General features: G+C 38.7%; 29 protein-coding genes. All 29 read right to left on the reverse strand.

The annotated features are described in order from the left end of the window. Positions 1-110 precede the first annotated feature (110 nt). The 29 genes from tsf to P4V41_RS12275 all read right to left on the reverse strand — a co-directional run bounded on the left by tsf (position 111) and on the right by P4V41_RS12275 (position 23,734). A complete protein-coding gene (tsf, locus tag P4V41_RS12135) occupies positions 111-989 on the reverse strand; it encodes a translation elongation factor Ts (protein ID WP_328085158.1) in 879 nt (292 codons plus the stop codon). Positions 990-1,091: 102 nt separating this feature from the next. Beyond that, positions 1,092-1,817: a 30S ribosomal protein S2 gene (rpsB, locus tag P4V41_RS12140; protein ID WP_144700734.1), complete on the reverse strand. Its 726-nt coding sequence runs from the start codon at positions 1,815-1,817 to the stop codon at positions 1,092-1,094. A 157-nt stretch (positions 1,818-1,974) separates the two neighbouring features. Beyond that, positions 1,975-2,400 carry a DUF6115 domain-containing protein gene (locus P4V41_RS12145; RefSeq protein WP_328085161.1) on the reverse strand — a complete coding sequence of 142 codons (426 nt, stop codon included), beginning with the start codon at positions 2,398-2,400 and terminating at the stop codon, positions 1,975-1,977. A 10-nt stretch (positions 2,401-2,410) separates the two neighbouring features. Then, positions 2,411-2,686, reverse strand: a complete 276-nt coding sequence (locus P4V41_RS12150; RefSeq protein WP_328085162.1) for a hypothetical protein — start codon at positions 2,684-2,686, stop codon at positions 2,411-2,413. An 18-nt stretch (positions 2,687-2,704) separates the two neighbouring features. Then, complete coding sequence (locus P4V41_RS12155) at positions 2,705-4,045, reverse strand: FapA family protein (RefSeq protein ID WP_328085163.1); 1,341 nt, start codon at positions 4,043-4,045, stop codon at positions 2,705-2,707. An 11-nt stretch (positions 4,046-4,056) separates the two neighbouring features. Next, the gene (locus P4V41_RS12160; RefSeq protein WP_328085165.1) at positions 4,057-4,821 is read right to left on the reverse strand and encodes a FliA/WhiG family RNA polymerase sigma factor; all 765 of its coding nucleotides are present in this window, start codon (positions 4,819-4,821) and stop codon (positions 4,057-4,059) included. A 31-nt stretch (positions 4,822-4,852) separates the two neighbouring features. Next, positions 4,853-5,341, reverse strand: a complete 489-nt coding sequence (locus tag P4V41_RS12165) for a chemotaxis protein CheD (protein ID WP_328085166.1) — start codon at positions 5,339-5,341, stop codon at positions 4,853-4,855. Further along, positions 5,334-5,966, reverse strand: coding sequence for a chemotaxis protein CheC (locus P4V41_RS12170; protein ID WP_328085167.1), 633 nt, complete (start codon positions 5,964-5,966; stop codon positions 5,334-5,336). The genes P4V41_RS12165 and P4V41_RS12170 overlap by 8 nt, the downstream gene beginning before the upstream one ends. Before the next feature lies 1 nt (position 5,967). Further along, positions 5,968-6,432 (reverse strand): chemotaxis protein CheW, encoded by a 465-nt coding sequence (locus P4V41_RS12175; protein ID WP_328085169.1) that lies wholly within the window; start codon positions 6,430-6,432, stop codon positions 5,968-5,970. Between the two features lie 11 nt (positions 6,433-6,443). Beyond that, the gene (locus P4V41_RS12180; RefSeq protein WP_328085170.1) at positions 6,444-8,450 is read right to left on the reverse strand and encodes a chemotaxis protein CheA; all 2,007 of its coding nucleotides are present in this window, start codon (positions 8,448-8,450) and stop codon (positions 6,444-6,446) included. 18 nt (positions 8,451-8,468) lie between these two features. Continuing rightward, on the reverse strand, positions 8,469-9,515 hold the full coding sequence (locus P4V41_RS12185) for a chemotaxis response regulator protein-glutamate methylesterase (protein WP_328085172.1): 1,047 nt from the start codon (positions 9,513-9,515) through the stop codon (positions 8,469-8,471). 7 nt (positions 9,516-9,522) lie between these two features. Next, positions 9,523-10,377, reverse strand: a complete 855-nt coding sequence (locus tag P4V41_RS12190; protein WP_328085174.1) for a MinD/ParA family protein — start codon at positions 10,375-10,377, stop codon at positions 9,523-9,525. Continuing rightward, positions 10,370-11,491: a flagellar biosynthesis protein FlhF gene (flhF, locus tag P4V41_RS12195; protein WP_328085175.1), complete on the reverse strand. Its 1,122-nt coding sequence runs from the start codon at positions 11,489-11,491 to the stop codon at positions 10,370-10,372. Before flhF ends, P4V41_RS12190 begins: the two co-directional genes overlap by 8 nt. Continuing rightward, positions 11,491-13,524 carry a flagellar biosynthesis protein FlhA gene (gene flhA, locus P4V41_RS12200; RefSeq protein WP_328085177.1) on the reverse strand — a complete coding sequence of 678 codons (2,034 nt, stop codon included), beginning with the start codon at positions 13,522-13,524 and terminating at the stop codon, positions 11,491-11,493. The genes flhF and flhA overlap by 1 nt, the downstream gene beginning before the upstream one ends. A 23-nt stretch (positions 13,525-13,547) precedes the next feature. Then, a complete protein-coding gene (gene flhB, locus P4V41_RS12205) occupies positions 13,548-14,630 on the reverse strand; it encodes a flagellar biosynthesis protein FlhB (protein ID WP_328085179.1) in 1,083 nt (360 codons plus the stop codon). 1 nt (position 14,631) lies between these two features. Further along, positions 14,632-15,405 carry a flagellar biosynthetic protein FliR gene (gene fliR / locus P4V41_RS12210; protein ID WP_328085181.1) on the reverse strand — a complete coding sequence of 258 codons (774 nt, stop codon included), beginning with the start codon at positions 15,403-15,405 and terminating at the stop codon, positions 14,632-14,634. Between the two features lie 4 nt (positions 15,406-15,409). Beyond that, complete coding sequence (gene fliQ, locus P4V41_RS12215; RefSeq protein ID WP_328085183.1) at positions 15,410-15,679, reverse strand: flagellar biosynthesis protein FliQ; 270 nt, start codon at positions 15,677-15,679, stop codon at positions 15,410-15,412. A 13-nt stretch (positions 15,680-15,692) separates the two neighbouring features. Next, entirely contained in the window at positions 15,693-16,373 is a 681-nt protein-coding gene (fliP, locus tag P4V41_RS12220) for a flagellar type III secretion system pore protein FliP (protein WP_137789655.1), read from the reverse strand. After that, complete coding sequence (locus P4V41_RS12225) at positions 16,366-17,028, reverse strand: flagellar biosynthetic protein FliO (RefSeq protein ID WP_328085185.1); 663 nt, start codon at positions 17,026-17,028, stop codon at positions 16,366-16,368. The genes fliP and P4V41_RS12225 overlap by 8 nt, the downstream gene beginning before the upstream one ends. Before the next feature lie 7 nt (positions 17,029-17,035). After that, complete coding sequence (locus P4V41_RS12230) at positions 17,036-17,398, reverse strand: response regulator (protein ID WP_066240809.1); 363 nt, start codon at positions 17,396-17,398, stop codon at positions 17,036-17,038. An 18-nt stretch (positions 17,399-17,416) separates the two neighbouring features. Beyond that, positions 17,417-18,550 carry a flagellar motor switch phosphatase FliY gene (gene fliY / locus P4V41_RS12235; RefSeq protein WP_328085186.1) on the reverse strand — a complete coding sequence of 378 codons (1,134 nt, stop codon included), beginning with the start codon at positions 18,548-18,550 and terminating at the stop codon, positions 17,417-17,419. Continuing rightward, positions 18,544-19,536 (reverse strand): flagellar motor switch protein FliM, encoded by a 993-nt coding sequence (gene fliM / locus P4V41_RS12240; protein ID WP_328085187.1) that lies wholly within the window; start codon positions 19,534-19,536, stop codon positions 18,544-18,546. The genes fliY and fliM overlap by 7 nt, the downstream gene beginning before the upstream one ends. Before the next feature lie 34 nt (positions 19,537-19,570). Beyond that, positions 19,571-19,999, reverse strand: a complete 429-nt coding sequence (gene fliL, locus P4V41_RS12245; RefSeq protein ID WP_328085188.1) for a flagellar basal body-associated protein FliL — start codon at positions 19,997-19,999, stop codon at positions 19,571-19,573. After that, positions 20,000-20,212 carry a flagellar FlbD family protein gene (locus tag P4V41_RS12250; RefSeq protein WP_328085190.1) on the reverse strand — a complete coding sequence of 71 codons (213 nt, stop codon included), beginning with the start codon at positions 20,210-20,212 and terminating at the stop codon, positions 20,000-20,002. A 48-nt stretch (positions 20,213-20,260) separates the two neighbouring features. Continuing rightward, on the reverse strand, positions 20,261-21,055 hold the full coding sequence (flgG, locus tag P4V41_RS12255) for a flagellar basal body rod protein FlgG (RefSeq protein WP_328085191.1): 795 nt from the start codon (positions 21,053-21,055) through the stop codon (positions 20,261-20,263). A gap of 82 nt (positions 21,056-21,137) precedes the next feature. Next, complete coding sequence (locus tag P4V41_RS12260) at positions 21,138-21,512, reverse strand: TIGR02530 family flagellar biosynthesis protein (protein WP_328085192.1); 375 nt, start codon at positions 21,510-21,512, stop codon at positions 21,138-21,140. Between the two features lie 12 nt (positions 21,513-21,524). Continuing rightward, positions 21,525-21,977, reverse strand: coding sequence for a flagellar hook assembly protein FlgD (gene flgD / locus P4V41_RS12265; protein WP_328085194.1), 453 nt, complete (start codon positions 21,975-21,977; stop codon positions 21,525-21,527). A gap of 6 nt (positions 21,978-21,983) precedes the next feature. Next, a complete protein-coding gene (locus tag P4V41_RS12270; RefSeq protein ID WP_328085324.1) occupies positions 21,984-23,144 on the reverse strand; it encodes a flagellar hook-length control protein FliK in 1,161 nt (386 codons plus the stop codon). A 23-nt stretch (positions 23,145-23,167) separates the two neighbouring features. Then, positions 23,168-23,734, reverse strand: a complete 567-nt coding sequence (locus P4V41_RS12275) for a hypothetical protein (RefSeq protein ID WP_328085195.1) — start codon at positions 23,732-23,734, stop codon at positions 23,168-23,170. Between the last annotated feature and the right edge of the window lie 13 nt (positions 23,735-23,747).

A 23,747-nucleotide genomic window follows, 5' to 3' on the forward strand; every position in this document is an offset into this window, starting at 1 on the left:
TGTCTTAAAAAGCACAAGCAACGATCTTTTTTAAAAAACCATAAATAAACCAAGGTTATTTCTGTAAAAAAAGAGGAACACAACGTGCTCCCCTCTTTTTCAAACTGTGCTTACTTTTTAACTTGAGACATTACTTCTTCAGCGAAGTTGTCTTCACGCTTTTCAAGACCTTCTCCTACTTCAAAGCGAATGAAGGCTTTAACAGTAGCACCTTTGGAAGCTACATATTTACCAACTTTTTGGTCTGGATCTTTAATGAAAGATTGGTCGTTTAAGCAAATATCTTCGAAGTATTTACCAAGACGTCCTTCTACCATTTTAGCTACGATGTTTTCAGGTTTCCCTTCGTTAAGTGCTTGTTCCGTTAACACTTTACGCTCACGTGATACTTCTTCTTCACTAACTTCGTCACGAGAGATGTATTTAGGGTTTACTGCTGCAACGTGCATTGAAACGTCTTTCGCAACTTCTTCTTCTGTAGTCCCTTCAACAACTGAAAGAACTCCAATACGACCACCCATGTGAAGGTATGCGCCGAATGCTGCATTGTCGTCTTTTTTCAAGATTTCGAAACGACGAAGTGTAAGTTTTTCACCAATTTTTGCAATTGCAGCGTTGATGTAGTCATTTACAGTTGTTCCGTTGAAATCAGAAGCCAATGCATCTTCAACAGAAGCAGGCTCTGTAGCCAACAAGTGGTTACCTAGTTCAGCGATTAAGTTTTTGAAGTTTTCGTTTTTTGCAACGAAATCTGTTTCAGAGTTCACTTCAAGGATTACTGCTTTGTTTCCTTCAACGATTACTGAAGTTAAACCTTCTGCAGCGATACGGTCAGCTTTCTTAGCAGCTTTCGCGATCCCTTTTTCACGAAGGTAATCAATTGCCGCCTCCATGTTACCATCTGTTTCAGTTAGTGCTTTCTTACAATCCATCATACCTGCGCCAGTTTTCTCACGCAATTCTTTAACCATTTGTGCTGTAATAGCCATGTGTTTTTGCCTCCTTATGGGATATGTAGTGCTGATTGTGTTTTTACATAAAAAGGGTGATAAAGGGTCATCCCCTCTACCACCCTTGAGCATTCCATTTAATTAAGCAGTAGTTTCTTCTTCAGCTGCTTCTGCTACTTCTTCTCCGCCTTGGTTAGCTTCGATGATAGCATCTGCCATTTTACCAGTAAGAAGTTTAACTGCACGAATTGCATCATCGTTACCAGGGATAACGTGATCAACTTCGTCCGGATCACAGTTCGTATCAACGATAGCGATGATCGGGATGTTTAATTTACGAGCTTCTGCAATCGCGATGCGCTCTTTACGAGGGTCAACTACGAATAATGCGTCAGGAAGCTTGTTCATGTCTTTAATTCCGCCTAGGAACTTTTCAAGACGTTCCATTTCCTTTTTAAGAAGAATAACTTCTTTCTTAGGAAGAACTTCAAAAGTACCGTCTTCTTGCATTTTTTCAAGATCTTTTAAGCGGTTGATACGCTTGCGGATAGTACCGAAGTTTGTTAATGTTCCACCTAACCAACGTTGGTTGATGTAGTACATGTCAGAACGTTCAGCTTCTTCCTTAACTGAATCTTGAGCTTGTTTCTTTGTTCCTACGAAAAGGATCTTTCCACCGTCAGCTGCGATGTTACGCATAACATTGTAGCACTCTTCAACTTTCTTTACTGTCTTTTGAAGATCGATGATGTAGATACCGTTTCTTTCTGTGAAAATGTAACGAGACATTTTCGGATTCCAACGGCGAGTCTGATGACCGAAGTGTACACCAGCTTCTAACAATTGTTTCATTGAAATTACTGCCATAATGGCACCTCCTAGGTTTTTTTACCTCCGTTTGTTTCACCTTTGAGCAATAACTGACTTGGTCAGCACCACATTACTCAAATCCGCAAACGTGTGTGATTAACACCGAGAAATAATATAACATGTTTCGTGCAATTTCTGCAAGTCTTTTTGCTTGTTATCGATAAAATTTTAAAAGCAACTCTACTTCACCTTTACCTCTGTGCAGCATTTTTGCAATTTCTTCAGCATTATATCCCTCTTGAGCTAATATTAATACTTCATTCGTATCTTTAGTTAAGCGATCATCTTGTGAAGCATTGTAATCGGTTTCGGGATCTTCAGACAGAACTGATGATTTTTCTGCCGTATCTGTCGAAAGATTTTGCTGTTGTTGGTCTTGCATAAATTTCACGATCATATTATGCAAGTGTTCATTTTCAAGCTTCATTTCTTCTGAAAACAACTCAAGAAGTTCTTCTAGCTCTTCACTTATTCTTGTGTCATTTAAATTACTTTGCTGCTGTAGTTTTTTACGCAAATTTATAACAAAATAAAAACAGACTATATTTAATAAGAAACTAAGAAAAACTAAAGCATACATCACATTCATCCTAACCTGTAAAATCAATTTTCTTCCCTTTATAAGGATGACACGGACTCTTTGAACTCATCTTTTCTTGCTGGTGCTGGTGATAGGATGGAAACAAACCTGCCTCCGCTGCTTCTTTCTGATTGACCCGTTTAGATTCATTCTTGTCTTTCTTCCGTATTTCTTCTGTGGTCTCTTGAAGTTGAAGAAGTCCTCTGTTCATAAGATCTATACTTGCTTTTGACGCATCAACTGTTCTTGGAATAGCAACTTGAAGCTCTATTAATTTCAAACTCACAGCATCCACATCCAATTCTTATAGGGAGTGAACAACAATTTCCTTCTCTTCGATAAATACTCTTGCAGCATTAAATGAAGATTGAATTTTTCGTTTGTACTTTCCGATACAGATCTCAACATTTGGGTGAAGCGTACCTTTAATAATAATAGTAGAATTTGAAGAACTTTTACATTTTTGAATTTCTTTTTGAAGGTTAACAATATCACGTTTCGCTTGAGAAATTGTATTAATGATACGATTAATCGTTTGTTGCTCTGAATTTTTCTGGATCAATACAGTCTTTAAATGATTTAGTTTCTCCAAATTCTTTTGCAGTTCAAGAATTTTTTGTTCATATTGTAAGATATCGGTCTCCATTCTGGCAATCGTTTTTAAGTGTAAAATCGTTTTGGAGTACGTCTCATTTCCTATATCATTCGCTGATATTCCCTTTCCAGCAATACACGTGCCACCTGATATATTCCCTTTTCCGCTTGTACATGTAACAGTCAATTCTGCCTCACAATGACTGTGTAGAATCGTTTGAGCTACCCTTATATTTCCTCCCGCGTATATGTTTCCTTGACTAATATACAGCGAAGTGAAATCTCCATTACAACGAACCGTTCCTTTTCCTTGACCTACGACACCACCACCGATAACAACGTTCCCGTCTGTTGTGATATCCGCTGCCTCTACAACTCCTTCGACTCTCACATCACCTTTTGCTGATATTTTAAATCCTGAAGGTACATCGCCGGTTATATGTACATTTCCTACAAAATCAATATGGCCAGTCTTTAAGGAAACATCTCCGTCCACTCGATAGACAGGATAAATATTCACACTATTTCTTTGAAAAGTTACTTCCCCGCTAGCTGAGGCATAAACGCATTGCTCTTTTTCGTTAAATACGGTATTCACACCATTCTTCACTATCAGATCTTTACCTTTTTTTGCTGGTATCACATTTCCGTATACACTGATTCCTGCGATGCCTTCTGTAGCTTTTTCTTTTCTAGCTAGCATCTCTCCGAATTCAGCTGTTGGTATTGTAAAAAGTCGTTTAAAATCAAGCTTTGCATTTTCGTTTATTTTAAGGCTTTTTTCATTTGAGAAAGATGAAACAAGTCTTGCAGGTTCTCCGTCCATCGGTAGTTTACCTTTTGCGATCTCAGCAGGGAATTTAAAAGTATCTAGATTTTCTGCTACTAAACTCAATACTTCATTTCTAATTCCATATCGTATACCTCTTGATTCGATCCAAGCTAAAAGGCGCGAAAATGTGACTTCACCTGATGGGATTTCAACTCCTTTTTTTAATAAGAGAGCCTGCGTTTCACTATCTTCCAATTTTATATGAAACCATTGATCCATATCCCTACTCCTTACATATATCGTTGTAGAACCTGTCGAATTCTAAAGAGTGCTTTCGAGTGTATTTGAGATATTCTGGATGTTGATAGACCTAGTACTTGCCCGATTTCGGTCAATGTTAGTTCCTCAAAATAGAACAAACTTACTACAAGTTGCTCTTTTTCAGATAATTCCTTGATCACTTCTGCAAGTTCGCCATGAAGTTCTTCCTGTAGCAAACTATTTTCAGGGGTGATTGCTTTTTTATCTTCTATTGTATAACTAACTTTTTCACGACTTTCTGTTTCTTTGTTCTCTTCGTCAATCGATAATACATTAGCAAGGAAACTTTCAGACATAACGGTTGTGACTTCATTTTCTGAGAATCCTAATTCATCAGCAACTTCTTTTGCACTTACGGAACGTAGATTTTCTTGTTCTAACCTTTCAATAGCAGCTTCAACTTTTTTCGTTTTTTCTCTTAAACTTCTTGGTAGCCAATCCTCTCTTCGTAAGCCATCCAATATGGCTCCACGAACACGAAATGAAGCGTATGTATCGAATTTCAGGTCTCTTTCAGGCTCAAACTTTTTTAGAGCATCGTATAACCCTAGCATACCAAGGGATCGGAGTTCATCTTTGTTAACACTTTTAGGTAAACCAACCGATATACGTTGTACATGATAATTGACAAGTGGTAGATACGCCCGCATCAGTTCGTCACCTGCTTCTCGATCACGACTAGTGTTCCACTTTTCCCAGCAAGATTGTTCTTCTACTAAAGATGGCTCCGTCATGGTAATCCTCCTCGTTTTTTTTTGTAAAATTCTAAATCACTTTCGTTCCTGCATTAACCGTTTTAATTGTTAATAATGTGTTCTCTGGATTGAATTCAATGGTTCTTCCACTCGAGCCTCCTACATCACTTGCTAATAAAGGAATTTTAAGAGCAGACAGTTCTTCTTTAACACGTTCAACGTTTCTTGGACCGATTCGCATCATTTCACTTCCGGAAGAGAACTTAAACATCTGTGCGCCGCCAGCTATTTTTGCTTTTAGCGCTTTTCCGTTAGCACCCCTCTTGATCAGCATGTTATATAAACTCTTGATTGCAGTATCTGCATACTTACCTTCATTTAACGTGGGAGTTTTTGATAGAGACGAATCTGGAAGCATGATATGCGCCATTCCTGCTATTTTTTTTACTTGATCAAAAAGTATAACGCCCACACATGAACCAAGACCTGTTGTTCTAATTGTGTTTGGAGGGGAAACGAGATTTATATCAGCGATTCCCACCTTTATGATTTCACTCATCCAACGGAACTCCTAATGCTTGAAAAATTTTTGAGAAGGAAAGAGGGTCAGGTAACAAAAAAAAGTGACCTTTTACTTCGTCTTGCCTTTCAATATCTGTAAAAGCAGTATCTATTACAATGGCATAATCGCTCACAGTAGAGATTTCGAACAGGCCAAAACTCAAGATCGCCCCAGCCATATCAATACTTGTTGCAGGTACAGATGGCTGCAGATTCAGCCCTGTGAAATCAGAGAACGATGTTAGATAGGAGCCTGATAGAATGTTCCCTACTTCCTGGAGAGCAGATAATGAAATGTCAGATTCTTCTCCGTTTGTTAACTTCACTGTTTGGCCGACTAATAAATCTTCTAAAAGCTGTTCAGCTTGTTCAACCGGAAGCATGAAGAACATACATCCGGGAGCATCGCCAACGATTCTCAAGAAAACAGAAGCCACAACATTTTCTGCTCCGCCAACCATCTCAGAAATCTCTTCAAAAGAGATCACATTCACTGAAGGGACTTTCATATCAACTGCTTTGTTCAACATCGTCGATAATGCTGTGGCTGCATGTCCTGCTCCAATGTTTCCGATCTCACGTAAGACATCTAGATGAATAGGCTGAATTCTTAAAAAATCCATCTTAAAGGATACTCTCCTTTGTAGGATGAACTTCCAACTTTTCTGGGTTCAAAACCTTCACAAGATCAAGCAGTATCAAGAGTCGCTTTTCAATCTTCGCAACACCTTCAATATACTCTGCATCAACACCACCTACTACCTCAGGAGGCGGCTCGATCGACTCTTTATCAAGATCGATTACATCGTTTGCCGCATCGACAATCAGTCCAGCTTCAATCGAACCGACTGAAACAATGATGATTCGTGTCGTATCCGTATGACTTACTTCTTCAATGTCAAATCGTGAACGTAGATCGATAATGGGACTAACGACTCCTCTTAAGTTAATTACCCCTTTTACGAAGGAAGCCGTTCTTGGAATTCTAGTAATTGGTTGCATTCTTTCAATCGATTTTACGTGCTGAACTGGCACTGCATATTCTTCATCTTTTAATTGAAATATGATCACTTTTTCTTCATTCATCATGATTAACCACCTTATTTTATGAGTGCATTGCAATCGAGAATTAATGCTACTTGTCCATCTCCTAGAATTGTTGCTCCGGAGATAGCAAATACCGATGTCAAATACTGACCAAGTGATTTTAAAACGATCTCTTGCTGTCCGATAAACGAATCAACGACTAATGCTGCCATCTTGTCCCCTTTTCTCACTACAACTACAGGAACGTGCTCACTGGATTCAAATGAACCAGGAACTTCAAATATGTCTTTCATGTTTACAAGCGGTACAACTTTACCTCTAAAATCAATCACCTTCTGGTTATGAGCTGAAAGAATATCTTCTTTCTTAATAATGGCCGTTTCAATGATCGATGATAAAGGGATTGCATATTTTTCTCGGCTAATTTCAACGAGCATAACTGACATGATTGACAGAGTCAGTGGAAGTTGTATGGAAAAAATCGTTCCTGAACCTTCCGTTGAATCGATAGCGATAGAACCACCTAAAGATTCAATCTTGTTTTTCACAACATCTAAACCTACTCCACGTCCTGAAATGTCAGAAACAACATCTGCTGTAGAAAAGCCTGAAGCGAACAATAATTCAAAACACTGTTTATCGGTCAAATTTTCAGACATTTCTTTCGTAAGAATCCCATTTTCCATCGCTTTATTTAATACTTTTTGTTTATTTATACCCGCTCCATCATCTTGAATCTCAATAAACACATGATTTCCGCTATGAAATGCTCTTAAATAGATCGTGCCTGTTTCATTTTTACCTTTAGAAGAACGTACCCCTGGGTTCTCGATGCCATGGTCAATCGAGTTTCTAAGTAGATGCACAAGTGGATCGCCGATCTCATCAATTACAGTTCGATCTAGTTCAGTTTCAGCACCTATGATCTCAAGATTAACTTTTTTACCAAGATCTTTCGCTAATCCTCTTATCATCCTTGGAAAACGATTGAAAACTTGCTCTACCTGAACCATTCTCATCGTCAGGATAATATTTTGTAGATCTCCTGAAACACGAGACATTCGTTCAACCGTTTCATTAAGTTCCATACTTTTTAATGATTTCGATATTTCTTCAAGCCTGCCCCTGTCAATGACGAGTTCCTCAAACAAATTCATAAGCTGATCGAGCCTCTCAATATTGACACGAATCGTTTTTCCGCCGCTACCTGAATTTGAGGTTTGTTGAGTTTCACTTTTTTTATCTCCTAGTGGCACTTCTTGTTGCTCTAATTTATTGTTACCCTCGTTCTCAGAGTTTGAAGAGATGTTAAGTTTATCTGCTTGTATGTCTACCACTTCTACTACATCTATCTCAGAAACTTTTAAGATACGTTCCTTTACGTTTTGAGCCGACTCTTTCGTGAGGATGGAAAGCATAAAATGAGTTCCAAATTGTTCTGTTTCAAGCATATCTACTGCTGGCATTGTTTTTATGATCTCACCGATCTGTTCGATCACTTCAAATACCATATATACTCTTGCAGCTTTTAAGATACAGTCGTCTCTTAATGAGATTGATAGCTCGTAAGCATGAAATCCTTGTTCTTTTGATTGGATAATAATCTGCTTTTCATATTGATCATAAGCTTGTAACGACTCAGCTTCATTTTTTGTATCGGGTTGAATCGTCTTCGGTGTTTCACCTTTTTCTAGTGACTCTAAATCTCTCACCGTTTCTGTCACATTACGTTTACCGCTTCCACCTTCTGAAATTTCCATTACCATTGCTTCTAAGTGGTCAAGCGATGCGAACAGAACATCCAGGACAGAAGATGAAACTTCTATTTTGTTATTACGAATTGCATCAAGAACATTTTCCATACAGTGCGTAAGATTTGCTAAATCTTCATACCCCATCGTAGCTGACATTCCTTTTAATGTATGAGCAGAACGAAATATCTCATTTACGATCGAAAGTTCTTCTGGTGTCTTCTCCAGGAGAAGCACTTGTTGATTAATAGACTGTAAATGCTCTTTGCTTTCCTCAATGAATATGTCAAGATATTGTGTCATTTCCATCGTATAATTCCTCCTAATTTACAAATGGTTCAAAATAGCTAATCCAATTGACTCTAAATGGACAACTTCATCTACTTTTTTAGTGAGAACTGCGGCTTTAGGCATCCCATAAACGATGCAAGATTCTTCAGCTTCCGCAATAACTATGGTTGAACCAGCTTCCTTTAAGTCCACGATTCCATTTGTACCGTCGGAGCCCATTCCAGTCATGATAACAGCGACCTTTTGGTAGTTTTTAAGCTTGCAAGCAGAGCTAAAAAGCACGTTTACCGCTGGCCGGTGCCCTCCTACAGGATCATCACTATCTAACGAAACATGCAATCGTCCCATTTTTTCGTACAGTCGTACATGAAAACCGCCTGGTGCGATGTAAACATGACCTTTTTGTAATAGTTCATGATCCTCAGCCTCTTTTACAGAAACGTTTGATAAGGAATTTAATCGATCTGCTAATGATTTCGTAAATCCTGCTGGCATATGTTGAACGACTACTACAGGTGCATCTAGCTCTCTAGGAAGCTTTGTGATTACTTGTTGCAAAGCTCTTGGACCGCCTGTAGATGTACCTATTAAGACTAGTTTCTCTCTATGATCAATTCTGTTTAATCTTTTAGGCGCTTTGTTTTCAAGTGTATAAGGTGCCAGCGCTTTTTTTGTTACAATATTAGCTTTAGTGGAAGCGACCACTTTTTCTATCAAACTAGTCTTTACTTTATGTAAATCTAAGGATATCGCTCCTGATGGCTTAGCAATAAAATCAATAGCTCCTGCTTCCATAGCTAGAATGGTATTTTCTGCACCGACTTTTGTTGTACTTGATAACATGATGATTGGAACAGGAAAACTTTTCATAATTGTTCTTGCCGCGTCAATCCCATTTAAAATGGGCATCTCAACATCCATCGTAATAACATCTGGTTTTAATCTTAGTGTTTTTTCAATTGCTTCTTGTCCGTTTCTTGCTGTATCAATCACAATAATCCTAGGATCTTCACTTAAGAATTCTTTGATCAGCTTTCTCATAAAGGCAGAATCATCCACAATTAGCACTCTGATCTGTTTCATGCAGCATCTACCTTTCTCTGAAAAATGACTTTAATTTCCCGATGAAGGACTTATAAGATACATTTTGTTTCACAGTACCAACATACGTTTCCGCTAACTCATAGACAGCTCTAGATGCCATTGATGATGGTTTATGAATAGAAAAGGGAACTTGTTTTTTCACTGCATGTAATACATCCTGATCCATCGGTATCTTACCTAAACAGATCAGCTCTTTTTGCAGGAACTGTTTACAAACATGACTTAATTTTTCAACCGTTTCTTTTCCTTCTCTCTCATTTTCATATCGATTAATGACTAAGTAGAAGGGAAGGTCCTTATCCTTCATATAAATGAATTTCATCATAGAATAGGCATCTGTTAGTGACGTGATCTCAGGTGTAGCTATCACCAATATCTCATGGCTTGATAGGACAAATTTTAATGCCGTTTCTGTTGCCCCTGCACCCATGTCTAAAAATATAAAGTCATAAAACCTCTCTAGTTCTTCCAGTTGCTTCATAAAATGTACCAGCATCTCATCCGTTATGCTTGTAAGAGACCCGAAATTCCTACCGCCAGCAATCGTATGAAGTCCGTCTTTTCCTTCTTCAATGATCTCCCATACAGATAATTGATTATGCAGCATATCCATCATGTGTTTGTCAGATCTTCTGCCTAGAATCAAATCTACATTTCCCATGCCTATATCAAGGTCTAGCACTAACACGCGCTTTCCCATTTGAACTAATGAAAGAGCTAGATTCACCGTTACATTTGTTTTACCGACTCCGCCTTTACCACTGACTACTGAGATTACTCTTGCACTATTTGTTGAGGCAGAGACCAATTGTTTACGAAGGCTAACTGCTTGATCAAGCATGATTTAACTTTTCCTTTAATAAGTTCTGAATAAGTTCATCCGCATCAGCCTCAAACATATCATCAGGAACGTTCTGGCCATTTGTAACATATCCGATCGGTACGTTGTTTAAGATTGCAAGGTTTAATAAAGAACCGTAAGTCTTTGTTTCATCTTTCTTCGTAAATATCACCTTATGAACCGGGAGACTCTTAAACTGACTATAAATGGTTTCCATATCTCGGTATTTTGAAGTTAATGAAAGGACGAGATAGTTTTTCATATCCTTATCAAAATGAATGATTCGTTGTAATTCTTCAATGTAAAAACGATTTAAGAAATTTCTACCTGCTGAATCTACGAGGACTAGATCATAGTCTTCAAACTTTTCCTTAGCTTTCTTAAAATCATCAGCTGTATAAGCTACTTCACACGGAATGTTTAATATTTCAGCGTACGTTTTTAGTTGGTCGATAGCTGCAATCCGATACGTATCAGTCGTAATAAACGCTACTTTTTTTCCATCTTTTAAAACCGCTTTTGCTCCAATCTTGGCTATCGTCGTCGTTTTTCCAACACCAGTAGGTCCGATTAAGTTTAAAAATTTCGATTCATAATGAAATCCGCCAAACTCACTTTTAGCCATTCTCGCGCTTAAATGACTGCTGATCCACGCATTCCAGTCATAGCTGTCTCGCTCAACTTCATCGAGACTTTCGTATTTGTTCGATAAAGATGGAATGAGTTCTTCCATTATCGTTACATCTACTTCTTGACTTAAAAGAAAAGTTTCCCACTCTTTAATGAACGGAGTTGTAACTTCTGAAGATTTAGATTGTACGGTCAACGAGTGAACCATCTTTTTCAGCTGTCGAATCTCCTTTGTCAGCTCTTCTTCTTGGAAAGCAGGTTGCTGTTCTTTTACAATATTCTTGTTATGATTCTTTGTTTGATGATAACTTACGTCTTGATCTAATCCAGCGAAAATTTCAACGTTTTTCTTTGTAAAGAATCCGAAGAAACCACCAACTTGAACCTCTCTTGTATTTAAAATGACTGCACCGCTGCCCAGATCCGCTCTAACTAATTTCATTGCTTCTGGCAAGTTCTGTGCTGTATACTTCTTTACTTTCATCAGATGTTCACCACCCCTACACTTTTCACTTCGAGCTCAGGTTCCAATTCGTTGTATGATAATACCGCAACATCCGGAAGATAACGTTCAATAAGTTGTCTTACATACATCCTTACAGCCGGAGAACATAATAGAACAACAGATTGATCAAAACTTCGCCCAGATTCAAGTTCAGTAGTAATACTGTCAAAAATCACTTGAGAATCTTGCGGATCTAGCGATAAATAATTACCATGTTCGGTTTGTTGAACAGCATCAGCTATCTTCTTTTCGACAGAGCCTCCAAGTGTAATAACGTGTAAGGGCTCATTTTCATTGCTATAGCTTTTTGAGATCTGTCTGGATAAACCCTGTCTAACATACTCTGTTAATAGATCTGTATCTTTTGTCATTTTTGCAAAATCCGCTAAAGTTTCAAAAATTATGGCTAAGTTTCGAATTGAAATCCGCTCTCGCAAAAGTTTAGATAACACTTTTTGAACCTCTCCGATCGTGAGAGCATCTGGAGTTACCTCATCCACGATTGCTGGATACGATTCTTTTAAATGATCTACAAGTTGTTTCGTTTCTTGTCTGCCAATCAATTCGTGTGCGTGCTTCTTAATTACTTCTGTTAAATGAGTAGAGACTACAGACGGCGGATCCACAACGGTATATCCTGAGTATTCAGCCCGCTCTTTCATCTCTTCACCGATCCAAATAGCTGGAAGACCAAAAGCTGGTTCCATCGTTTCTATACCTTGCACCTCTTCATCGTCAATCCCTGGGCTCATCGCTAAATAATGATCCAACAGCAATTCACCTTTTGCGACTTGGCTGCCTTTAATTTTAATTCTATATTCATTCGGTTGAAGCTGAATGTTGTCACGAATTCGAACGACAGGTACGATCATTCCAAGCTCTAGTGCAAGCTGTCTTCTGATCATAACGATCCTATCCAACAGGTCACCGCCTTGTGAAGTGTCTGCTAATGGGATCAGACTGTAGCCGAATTCAAATTCGATCGGGTCGATCTGCAGAAGGTTCACAACTGATTCAGGGCTCTTCAGCTGTTCTGTTTGAATATCTTCTTCCACCACTTCCTCTTTTACTTTTTGTTCACGTTCTGCTTTTAATAGAAGGTATCCACCGATCGCTAAAATCCCTCCGATCGTAATCGTAAAAAAGTCATTGATCGGTGTGAACAAGCCAAGCATGATGATGGTGCCGCCAGCAACAAAAAGCATGATAGGGTACGCGAGCAATTGTTTACTGATATCAAACCCTAAATTTCCTTCTGATGCCGCACGTGTAACTATAATTCCTGTCGCTGTAGATATGATCAGCGCCGGAATCTGAGAGACTAATCCATCACCAACCGTCATTCTTGTAAACAATTCTGCACTCTCACCAAAGCTAAGACCCATCTGAAGCATACCGATGATAATTCCAAACAGCATATTGATCAAAACGATGATGATACCTGCTATAGCATCACCTTTTACAAATTTACTCGCACCATCCATCGCTCCATAAAAATCTGCTTCGCGTTCAATCGTTTCACGTCTTTCTTTCGCTTCCCGATCTGAAATCATGCCAGCGTTAAGATCTGCATCGATACTCATCTGCTTACCAGGCATCGCATCGAGTGTAAATCTTGCCGCTACTTCTGATACACGTTCAGATCCTTTCGTTATTACGATAAATTGAATGATGATTAGAATGAAAAATACAACGATACCAACAAGAATATTTCCACCAACTACAAATTCACCGAAAGTATGTACAACGTTCCCTGCATCTCCCGTTGAAAGGATACTCCTCGTTGTCGAAACGTTTAGCCCTAGTCTAAAAAGCGTCACTAACAATAACAATGACGGAAATATAGAAAATTGGAGAGGCTGTGTTGTGTTCATGGCAATCAATATGATTAAAAGTGCCAGAGATATATTCGTTATGATTAAGAAGTCCAACATAAACGTTGGCATTGGTATGACGAGCATGGCGATAATAAGAATGACGCCTGCTAAAACACTCATGTCTCTAGCTTTCATCTGTTAACTCTCCTATTCATTCCTTACGCTTTTTTCTTTACACGGTATACAAAGGCTAAAATTTCAGCTACTGCTTTAAAAAGATCTTCAGGAATCACATGCCCGATCTCAACACGAGCGTAGAGCGTTCTTGCTAGAGGCTTGTTTTCAACAACCGCTACGTTATGCTCTTTTGCGATCTCTTTGATGCGTTGAGCGATAAGATCCACTCCCTTTGCCACAACAACGGGAGCATCCATGTTGTGGTCGTCATACTTTAAGCAGATCGCATAATGTGTAGGGTTTGTGATGATCACATCTGCATTAGGCACTTCTTGCATCATACGCCTCATTGCCATCTGTCTTTGTTTTTCCTTGATCTTTCCTTTAATCTTTGGATCACCTTCAGATTTTTTGTATTCATCCTTGATATCTTGTTTAGACATCCTAATATTTTTTTCGAAATCGTATTTTTGGTACATATAGTCAAGAAACGCAAGAAAAAGTAAAACGAGTGAGGCTGCAAAACCCATCTTGACCGCAAGTCCTCCAAAGACTGGAAGTGACGATTCAATACTCACTAGGCTCATTCTTAAGTAGATGTCACGTTCACTCCACAGAATGAAAAAAGTTACACCGCCAATCAGTAAAATCTTCAGCATCGATTTAGAAAGTTCAACAAGGGCACGGACTGAATAGATTCGTTTAAAACCAGATAATGGGTTGATCCGTTCAAGTTTCATTTGAATCGCCTCTGTTGATAATAAAAAGCCGACTTGCAAATAGTTCCCTAAGACACCGGCTATCATAGCAGCAATCATTACGGGTGCTATGATTATCGCCACTTCCAGCGAAAGTTCCCAAAATAACTTAGGAATGCTCGATTCCGTTACGTTATATAGAAGTTTCTTATCTAAACTATAAGCGAAGAGATGAAGCAACCTCTGACCCATCCAGCTTCCCATAAATGAAAGAAACATAACGGATGCAAACAGAACAAGCGCAGCATTGATATCAGCACTCTTTGCTACTTGACCTTTTTTTCTGCTCTCCTGCCTTTTTTTCGGTGTTGCTTTTTCCGTTTTTTCTCCTGAAAAGTATTGTAGATTGACTGGATATCTCTTCAACTTAAGCCGCCCCCAACAATTCCATTAAGTTAATCATGCTGTCACGCATCTGATCAACAAGCATCTGAACAGATACGAAGAATGCGGGCATTACTACTAAAAACAACACTAGAGCAATTAATATTTTCACTGGGAGACCGATAACAAAAATGTTCATCTGAGGAACGGTTCTTGCTACGATCCCAAGCGCTAGATCAGCTAGAAACAACGTACCTACGATAGGAATCGCCATCTGCAGAGCGACTAAGAACATACCTGAGAAAACACTTATAACAAATCTTGTAATACCGCCATCTCCAAAGTTTGATATGGTTGAATCAAGCGGCAAAAATTTATAACTATAAAAGATTCCATCGAGCAGCATGTGATGCGCATCTGTTGCTAACAAGAAAAGTATCGCAAACGTATACAAATATCTACCCATCAATGGCGTCTGAATCCCTGTCTGCGGATCAAACACGTTAGCGATCGCAAAACCCATCTGTAGATCAATAAATCCACCGGCTACTTGAATTGCATAGAAAACGATCGCTGCAATAAATCCGATAGATAGTCCTACCATTGCTTCTTTAATGATTAACAGAAAAAATGTAGCATCTAACGGAATCGGTTTTGGATCAACAGCGTATAACATGATCCATGCTAAGAATAGCGATAACCCGATTTTATGCATCACAGGTAAATTTTTATTAGAAAACACAGGAATTGTTAAGAAAAATGCCGATACTCTAGTTAGGATTAATAAAAAAGCAGGGAAAGCCACTAAATCTACCATTTCATCATCCTATATAAGTGTGTAAATTTTGAAAGATATTTGATGTAAAACTTAGTATTTGAGAAAGCATCCAGGGTCCGAAAAACACGAGTCCTACTAGAACGGCAACAATCTTTGGTATAAAAGCAAGTGTTTGTTCCTGAATCTGTGTTGTTGCTTGAAAAATACTAACGATTAAACCTACAATCAGGGCTAATAACATAAGCGGACCGCACAATAGCAAGGTCATGTATACCCCTTTTTCAGCTAAAGAAATGACAAATTGAGAATCCATGCTTCCACCTACCCTAATAGCTTAATAGCAATGATTTAACGATGAGGTACCAGCCATCAACCAGTACGAATAACAAGATCTTAAATGGCAGTGATATCATAACGGGTGGCAGCATCATCATCCCCATAGCCATCAAAATAGACGCAACGACCATATCAATGATCAAAAAAGGTACAAAAATCATGAATCCTATCTGAAAAGCTGTCTTTAGTTCACTGATCGCAAACGCTGGAACAAGAGTAGTTAAAGGAATATCCTTAATACTTTCTGGCTTCTTCGCTCCTGAATATTCCATAAACAGCATTAAATCTTTTTGTCTTGTATGCTTTGCCATAAATTCTTTGATGGGAAGACTTCCTTTATCAAAGGCTTCTTCTTGAGAGATCTCACCTTTTACTAATGGCTGAACAGCCTCTTTGTTTACTTCATGCATTACTGGCGCCATGATAAAAAAAGTTAAGAACAATGCGATCCCAATCAGAACTTGGTTTGGTGGCATCTGCTGCGTCGCTAGTGAAGTCCTAACAAAAGATAAGACAATGATAATCCTCGTAAAACAAGTCATTAGAATTAAAATACTTGGAGCAAGCGAAAGGACCGTTAAAAGCAACAATAGTTGAATGGTAGTTTCCATGTTCGCTGGATCGCTATTATTTATAAAATCCAAGTCTAAACCAGGAATAAATTCATTCATGATGTTTCCCTTTCTCTAACACTCTCTGAAGTTCTTTTTGCTGATTCTTCTTATCTTGAACGATCGATTGAAGTAGATTTTTAAATGTTTGGTTGTGATCCTTTGTCCCTGTTTCATTTGCAGGCTTACTCGATTCTTCGTTTCTGCTTTTCAGCCACTTTAATTTCAATTGATTTGTCATCGTTGTAACGTTTTGAGACGGACGCTGATCGAGCATCATTTGAACTTCATTTTCATCTGTAATCTCTTTTAGTAGTGTTACCGAATCCCCAACACCTACTACCAAGACAGAATTACCCGATTTGATCAGTTGAACAGAACGGTTCTGTCCAATTCCAATCCCCCCTAGAGATTGAAGGTTTTTCCCGTCTTGAAAACTGACAGACTTTCTTTGAATAAATCGCAAAACGAAATACAAGATCGCTAAAACGATACCCAGCATGAACACTAGCTTGACGAGCATCATAAATGTACTCTCACTTTTAGATTCTACAGGGCTAGTGTCTGTTGGTGCTTTTTCCTTCTCGCCCTTTTGATCAGAACTATTAATGGCGTCATAAACACTTTTCCCTGAACTGCTGCCTTCCGCTTGTACACTAAGTGGTACAAGCGAAAGACAAACTGCTGCAAAAAAACTAATTAACCATCGATACATGAAACGCTTAGCCTAAAGTCTTCTTGATCGCTTCAATTACACGGTCAGCTGCAAAGGGCTTTACGATAAAGTCTTTTGCGCCTGCTTGGATTGCATCGATTACCATCGCTTGCTGCCCCATCGCTGAACACATGATAATTTTTGCTTCAGGGTTCGTTTTCTTGATTTCTTTTAAAGCTGAGATGCCGTCCATTTCTGGCATCGTAATATCCATCGTAACGAGATCAGGTTTTAACTCTTGGAATTTCTCGATCGCTTGCGCACCGTCTGCTGCTTCGCCTACTACATCAAATCCATTCTTAACTAAGATATCCTTGATCATCATTCTCATAAATGCTGCATCATCAACAACTAAAATACGTTCTCCCATTTCACTTACCTCCGATAATTATTTCAATTTTTCTAGACGATCACGCTGGCTTAAAATCTCTGTTACACGGACTCCGAAGTTCTCATCAATTACAACGACCTCGCCTTTTGCGATCATCTTATGGTTTACAAAGATATCAACTGGTTCACCAGCTAGTTTATCGAGCTCTACAATCGAACCTTGTGACATTTCCAAAATATCTTTGATTGTTTTCTTTGTTCTTCCTAGCTCTACTGTGACTTGAAGTGGAATATCTAACAGCATGTCTAAGTTCTTCGTATCTCTTTGGTTCACCTCATAATCTCCAAAGTCTGAAAAACTTGCCGGCTGAATGGAAACGTCTCTCATCTGTGGTTGATAAGTAGGCTCTGGATCGTTTCTTGAGTCACTATGAACACGTTCTTGATAATGATCTACCGGTGATGGTGTTGCAACATCTTCATGAGGGACATAATCGGCAACCGGTTCATTTTCAACAATAGGTTCAGGATTCATTAGCTTATGTACAAGGTCCTTTGAGAACTCAGCATCAATCAGCTGCATGATATTTGAATCGATCAGCTCACCTACTTTAAGTCTGAAAGAAACTTTTACTAAAATCTCTTCATCAGGAATCAAACTCGTGTTTGATTCAACATCTAGAAAATCAATCTTTGGAGGTGATATATCTACCTTTTTATTAAAGATCGTAGACATCGATGTTGAAGCTGATCCCATCATCTGATTCATCGCTTCTCCAACAGCGCTTAGTTGCAGTTCTCCAAAATCTGGAGAAGGATTAGTCCCTTCACCACCAAGCATCAAATCAGCAATGATCTGTGCATCCGTCTTACGAATCACTAACAAGTTAGCTCCTTCGATTCCTTCTGTATAAGTAACTTGGACCGCAACATGCGGTATCGGAAACTCATCTTTTAACTCCGTGCGTTTCACAACAGTTACTGCTGGCGTAGTGATGTCTACCTTTTGATTTAAGAGCGTAGACAGTGCTGTTGCAGCACTTCCAAACGAAATATTACCAATCTCACCTAACGCATCGCGTTCGATCGATGATAGGTATTCTTCGGTTTCGGTCGCTCCGGACGAGGAAGGACTTCCACCATTCAGCAAAGCATCAATTTCGTCTTGTGAAAGCATATCTCCACTTACCATTGATCCTCATCCTCCTTAATGGTTTCGATAATTTGAACAGCTAGCTTTTTCTTCACTTTTCCAGGTTGACCGTAAAACTTTGGATTGTTTTCTACTTTAATCACAAGCGGTTGGTTGATTCTTTGATCTAGTTCAATACAGTCACCGATTGATAAGTTCAGAAACTCTTCTATCGACATGTCTGAAGATCCTAACTCAACCTTAAAAGGCAAAAAAGCGTTCTTTATCTTTTGTTCAATAAATTCAGTTTCTCCCGGAATTCTTGTTTTCTTTTTATTCTGCATCCAATGATGAACCGATAGCTTTGGTATGATCGGCTCAATGACAACATGTGGTAGGCAAATATTTATCATACCGCTCGTTTCACCAATCGTCGTGTTTAAAGAGATGACGACTACCGTTTCATTTGGAGAAACCATCTGTAAAAATTGTGGATTCACTTCCAAGTCGAGCATGAACGGATCCAATTCAATCACACTCGCCCATGCTTCTTTAAAACTATCAAGTGTGTTTTCGAACAACTGATTCATAATTCTTGTCTCGATCTCAGTTAAATTCTCAATCTTATTCATCCCCGCGCCGCTGCCACCCATCACTCTATCCAGCATGGCATATGCAATATTCGGATTGACCTCCATTAAGATGCGCCCTTCAAAAGGATGTGCTTCAAACACATTCAAAAGAGTCATCTTCGGAACAGAGCGGATGAATTCCTCATAGGGTAGCTGATCAACAGACGCTACGCCGATCTGGACGTACGTTCTAAGCTGAGCCGAAAAATAAGTCGTTAAAAGTCTTGCAAAGTTCTCATGCAATCTCGTTAAACTCCGAATCTGCTCTTTCGAAAAACGAAGGGCTCTTTTAAAATCGTAAACTTTAACCTTATTCTCTGACTCTTCCTTTTTAAGCTCTTCTGCATCCATCTCTCCGGTGGAAAGGGCGGAGAGAAGAGCATCTATTTCGTTTTGTGACAAAACATCAACCAAGAGTCTCACCTCTTTTCATGCCGTTTTTAGTGAATTATTGTATGATCTTTTGAGTTGTGTAGACTCTGACTACTTTCCCATCTTGCATAACCTTATTAATCTCAGATTTTAATTTATTCTCTAATGAGATCAACCCTTCTTGACCAGATAGTTCTTCTGTTTTTTTGTTCGAGATCTCATAGATGATAAGGTTGTTTACTTGGAACAATCTTTTTTCAAGTTCGTGTTTCGCATCTTCATTATCCGCTTGAATCTTGAACTGAATCTTCACATAAGACTGATCTGCAAGATTGGTTGTCATTTCATTGGTTTCGACCATAAGCTTGTCCAGTTCTTCTGCTGTTGGTTCAGAAGCTTCGGTTTTAGGTGAGAACTGTTTGAACCCGTAATAACCTGCTGCACCGATGAGACCAATCGCTACAAGCATGGAAAGCATGATCGTTACCGCTTTATTTTTTCCCAACTACAGACCCTCCTTTTTCTGACTTAGTGGCAGCATGTTAATATTTCTATAGAAAGTCGATATCAATTGAGCAACCTGTTCTTCACTTTCTTTAACAACAAACTTTTTGCCTGTTGTTAAAGTGATCGTCGTATCGGGAAACGATTGGATCTGTTCAATATAGATCGCATTCAGCGTAAATGTATTGCCATTTAACTGAGTTAAAGAAATCATGAGTTTCGGAGTTAAGCCGTTTCCCGCTCACCCCTATCTCCCTTCACATTAACGTTTTAAGTTCACCAGTTCTTGAAGGATCTCGTCCGATGTTGTAATGATTCTTGTATTCGCTTGAAATCCACGCTGAGCAACAATCATCTCCGTGAACTCTTCAGATAAGTCTACGTTGGACATTTCTAGAGCACCAGCTACTAGTGTGCCTGCTCCGCCAGCTCCACCAGGAGTAGATGCTGATGGTGTTCCTGAATTTACACTAGCACGGTATTCATTACTTCCTGCTTTTTCTAACCCTTCATTGTTTGGAAACTTAGCAAGTTCAATTTGACCAGCTGTAATAAGTGCACCTGCATTATCAATATAGCTCACTGTTCCATCTGCACCTACACTAAAACTTTTTGCAGAAGGTGGAACTGTAATTCTTGTATTACCAGTCCCTAATAAAAATTTACCGTCTGCGTTAACGATTTGACCTGTACTATCTAAATAAAAATTTCCTGCTCTAGTATAAGTAGTCTCTGTACCTGACAGTAACTTGAAAAATCCATCTCCAGAAATTCCTAAGTCAAGGGGTCTAGCTGTGTTTTGCAAGCTCCCTTGAGTATGAACAGTATCAATCGTAGCCAATTGTGAGCCTAATCCTACTTGCTTGGGATTTACTCCTCCTTTAGCAGCAGTTCCTGCACTCGCTCCAGCAATCTGCTGACTCACAAGATCTTTAAAAGTGGTACGGCCTTTCTTAAATCCGTACGTATTAACGTTTGCGATGTTATTCCCAATTACATCTAACTTCACCTGAAAGTTTTTCATACCACTGATTCCTGAATACATAGAACGTAACATTTGTTTTTATCTCCCTTACTTGGTTAAATGACTGCGTCTGTCAATCGGCAGTTTGTGAGCCTCCTGTAAAGGTCCAGCCCGTTTATTCGTCTATGACGATGGCACCATTGATGTTTGTAAAGATCTGAGATGTACTTTCGTTTCGATCTAACGCTGTAATTACAGTTTGATTTGAAGTATTAACGACAAGAGTGACATTTTTCATGATCACTAACGAGTCTTTAATACCTTTTTGCCGAGCTTCGATCACCTTTTCACTTATCTTGTTCCAGCTTGTTTCTGATATCGTAATATTTCTATCAAGTAATCTTTTTTGAGCGTGTTTACTAACGGTTAGTTGGTTTTTAAACTCTTTATGAAGAACTGATTGAAAAGATTGATCTACTTTTTTCTGCTGTCGATGATTCGGGTAAAGGATCGGCTGGTACAATTGATGAGCGTGGATACGTTCGCTCATATTTTCCACTCCTTACTTTGCCTGATCAGCTATTTTGATCACTTGATAACTTGTGATTTTTGTTCCGTCACTCATTTCCAACATGACAGATCCTTTCTCAAATAACACAGATTTTACTACAGCTTCTTTTTCTTCTATCTTTTTGTTACCTTCATCATCTACTGTTTCGGTTTCATAAGTTACTTGTTTACCAATCATCTGGCTTTGCTGTAACAAGGAAGATTCTGTTTGGAAAGATAGGAACTGCTGCATCGTTTGGTTCAAATTTGTCATCTGTTCTAACGATGAAAAGCTTGCCATCTGTGCGATAAATTCACGGTCTTGCATGGGACTTGTAGGATCCTGGTTTTGAAGCTGAGTCATTAAAATTTTAAGAAAATCATCTTTTCCTAGAATATTTGAACCAGTTTGCTTTGTTTTGGTTTGGTAATTCGACAGCATAAGATCTTCAGAGATCTTAGTCATTGCTCATCACACCTTTTCGTTTAATACCAATTGTGATAATTGTTCATCAAATGTGAGATGATCTGATTTTTCATCATCAGTCATGTTCTCGTCTGCATGGTGTTGATCTTCATATCCTTGACTATTTTGATCACGAAAATCAAAGGTTGGTTCGTCACCGTTTAGAAAGACATCGATCTTCTCAAAGTCTATATCTTGACTAGTGAAGGCTTGTTTCAATTGTGTGAGCTGACTATCTAAGGCATCTTTCGCACCTTGACTAGATGCAATGATCTTTGCCGTGATTTCACCATGCTTTTGGATAAGCTGTATCTCGATGTTACCGAGGTGTTCAGGTGTTAAACGAATCTGCATCTTCGTAAATCCAGTTTCTGTAACGAACAGCTTTCCTCTTGAGATAATCTGTTGAACCTCACGAACAAATTGCTCTTTTGGTCCTTCTCCACCTGAAAAAGGTATTTTCAAAGTCCATTGTTCTACTGGAGAAAGCGGACTTTGTAACGTTTGAAGTTCCTTTGGAGCTGATACATTTGGTTCAATTGACTTTGCTGTCGGTAAGTATCGCTGAAAGACTTGATCCGCAAAGCTCTTCACCTTTTTTTCAGCAGATAGTGTTTCAACAACTTTTAAAAAAGCATTTTTATCATTACTTGATGACTCGCTAAGAAGCTTTTTTATCTCTCCAAAAACCTGTTCTGTCTGTTTTGTTATAGAATCTTTTTGATCAAGCTTAATTCCCGGAAACCATCGGCCAATCATATCTGTGATCTGCTTCTGGTCTTTTTGAGAGAATAGCTCGGTTTCTTCATAAACAACAAACTGCAACAATAGTGCTAGCTTCATCTCAGGCATAGGATTAACTCCAATCTCGGAAAAATCAATCTCGCTTTTCAAAAGCTTCTCAACGACTTCTTTTATCTCAGGTGGCAGTTCTTTTAATAATGATTGAACCGTTTCGTTATTTAGTAGGTCATCATTCTGGTCAAGCCCCTCAATGCTTCTTAAAATACTTGCGATCATATCTCCTAAACCTTCAGAAAGCGGTTCACTTTCAACGCCAGAAGATGCTAGTAATTGAGAAAAGAGAGAATCCGTACCGTTTCCTTTTTGTGAAGAAACGGATATAGGTGAAGTTTGTGCTCCTGAAACAGCTGACTGCGATATCATCAATTGCACGTTTATCACCTCCTTTATAGAGACTTATTTGCCATGAGTACCGTAAGCTCTGCTGCGCGTTTTGCATCAAGTTTGGCAAGGATCGCAGCTTGCGTTTCGGATTGTAAAAGCACTAAGATGCCCATGATTTGATTGTTGTTCATCTCTGACATTACAGCTGCAGCATCTTTTGCTGACATTGCTTCATATAATTTCTTTAATTGCTCATTTTCTTCTTCTTTCACACTTGTTTCTGCATCTTCTACTTGCTTTTCTAATAGTGCGATATTACTTTTTAAATCAGTGACTTCTTTTTCTTTCTTTTGTAGATCAGCAGATAGTATTTTGATGTAATCTTCTTGCTCATCAAACTTTGATTTCCACTGTTTCTCTTGCCCAGAGTTTGTTACAGCTACTTCGGACTTTTCATTAAATATATTTTTGATAACAGGTATGTTTTTACCAGTGCTTTTTGCCTCTTCCCACACGTCCACTCCCATGAACGACAGAACGATACCAAATACAGTTAATGCAAAAACGAAAGGTACCAACACTACTAATAAAAACCAAACCATTTTACTGGATTTTTCGTTCTGTTTCATCTGATCACCCGAT

Source organism: Fictibacillus nanhaiensis (assembly GCF_036213205.1).
Classification (GTDB): domain Bacteria; phylum Bacillota; class Bacilli; order Bacillales; family Fictibacillaceae; genus Fictibacillus; species Fictibacillus nanhaiensis_E.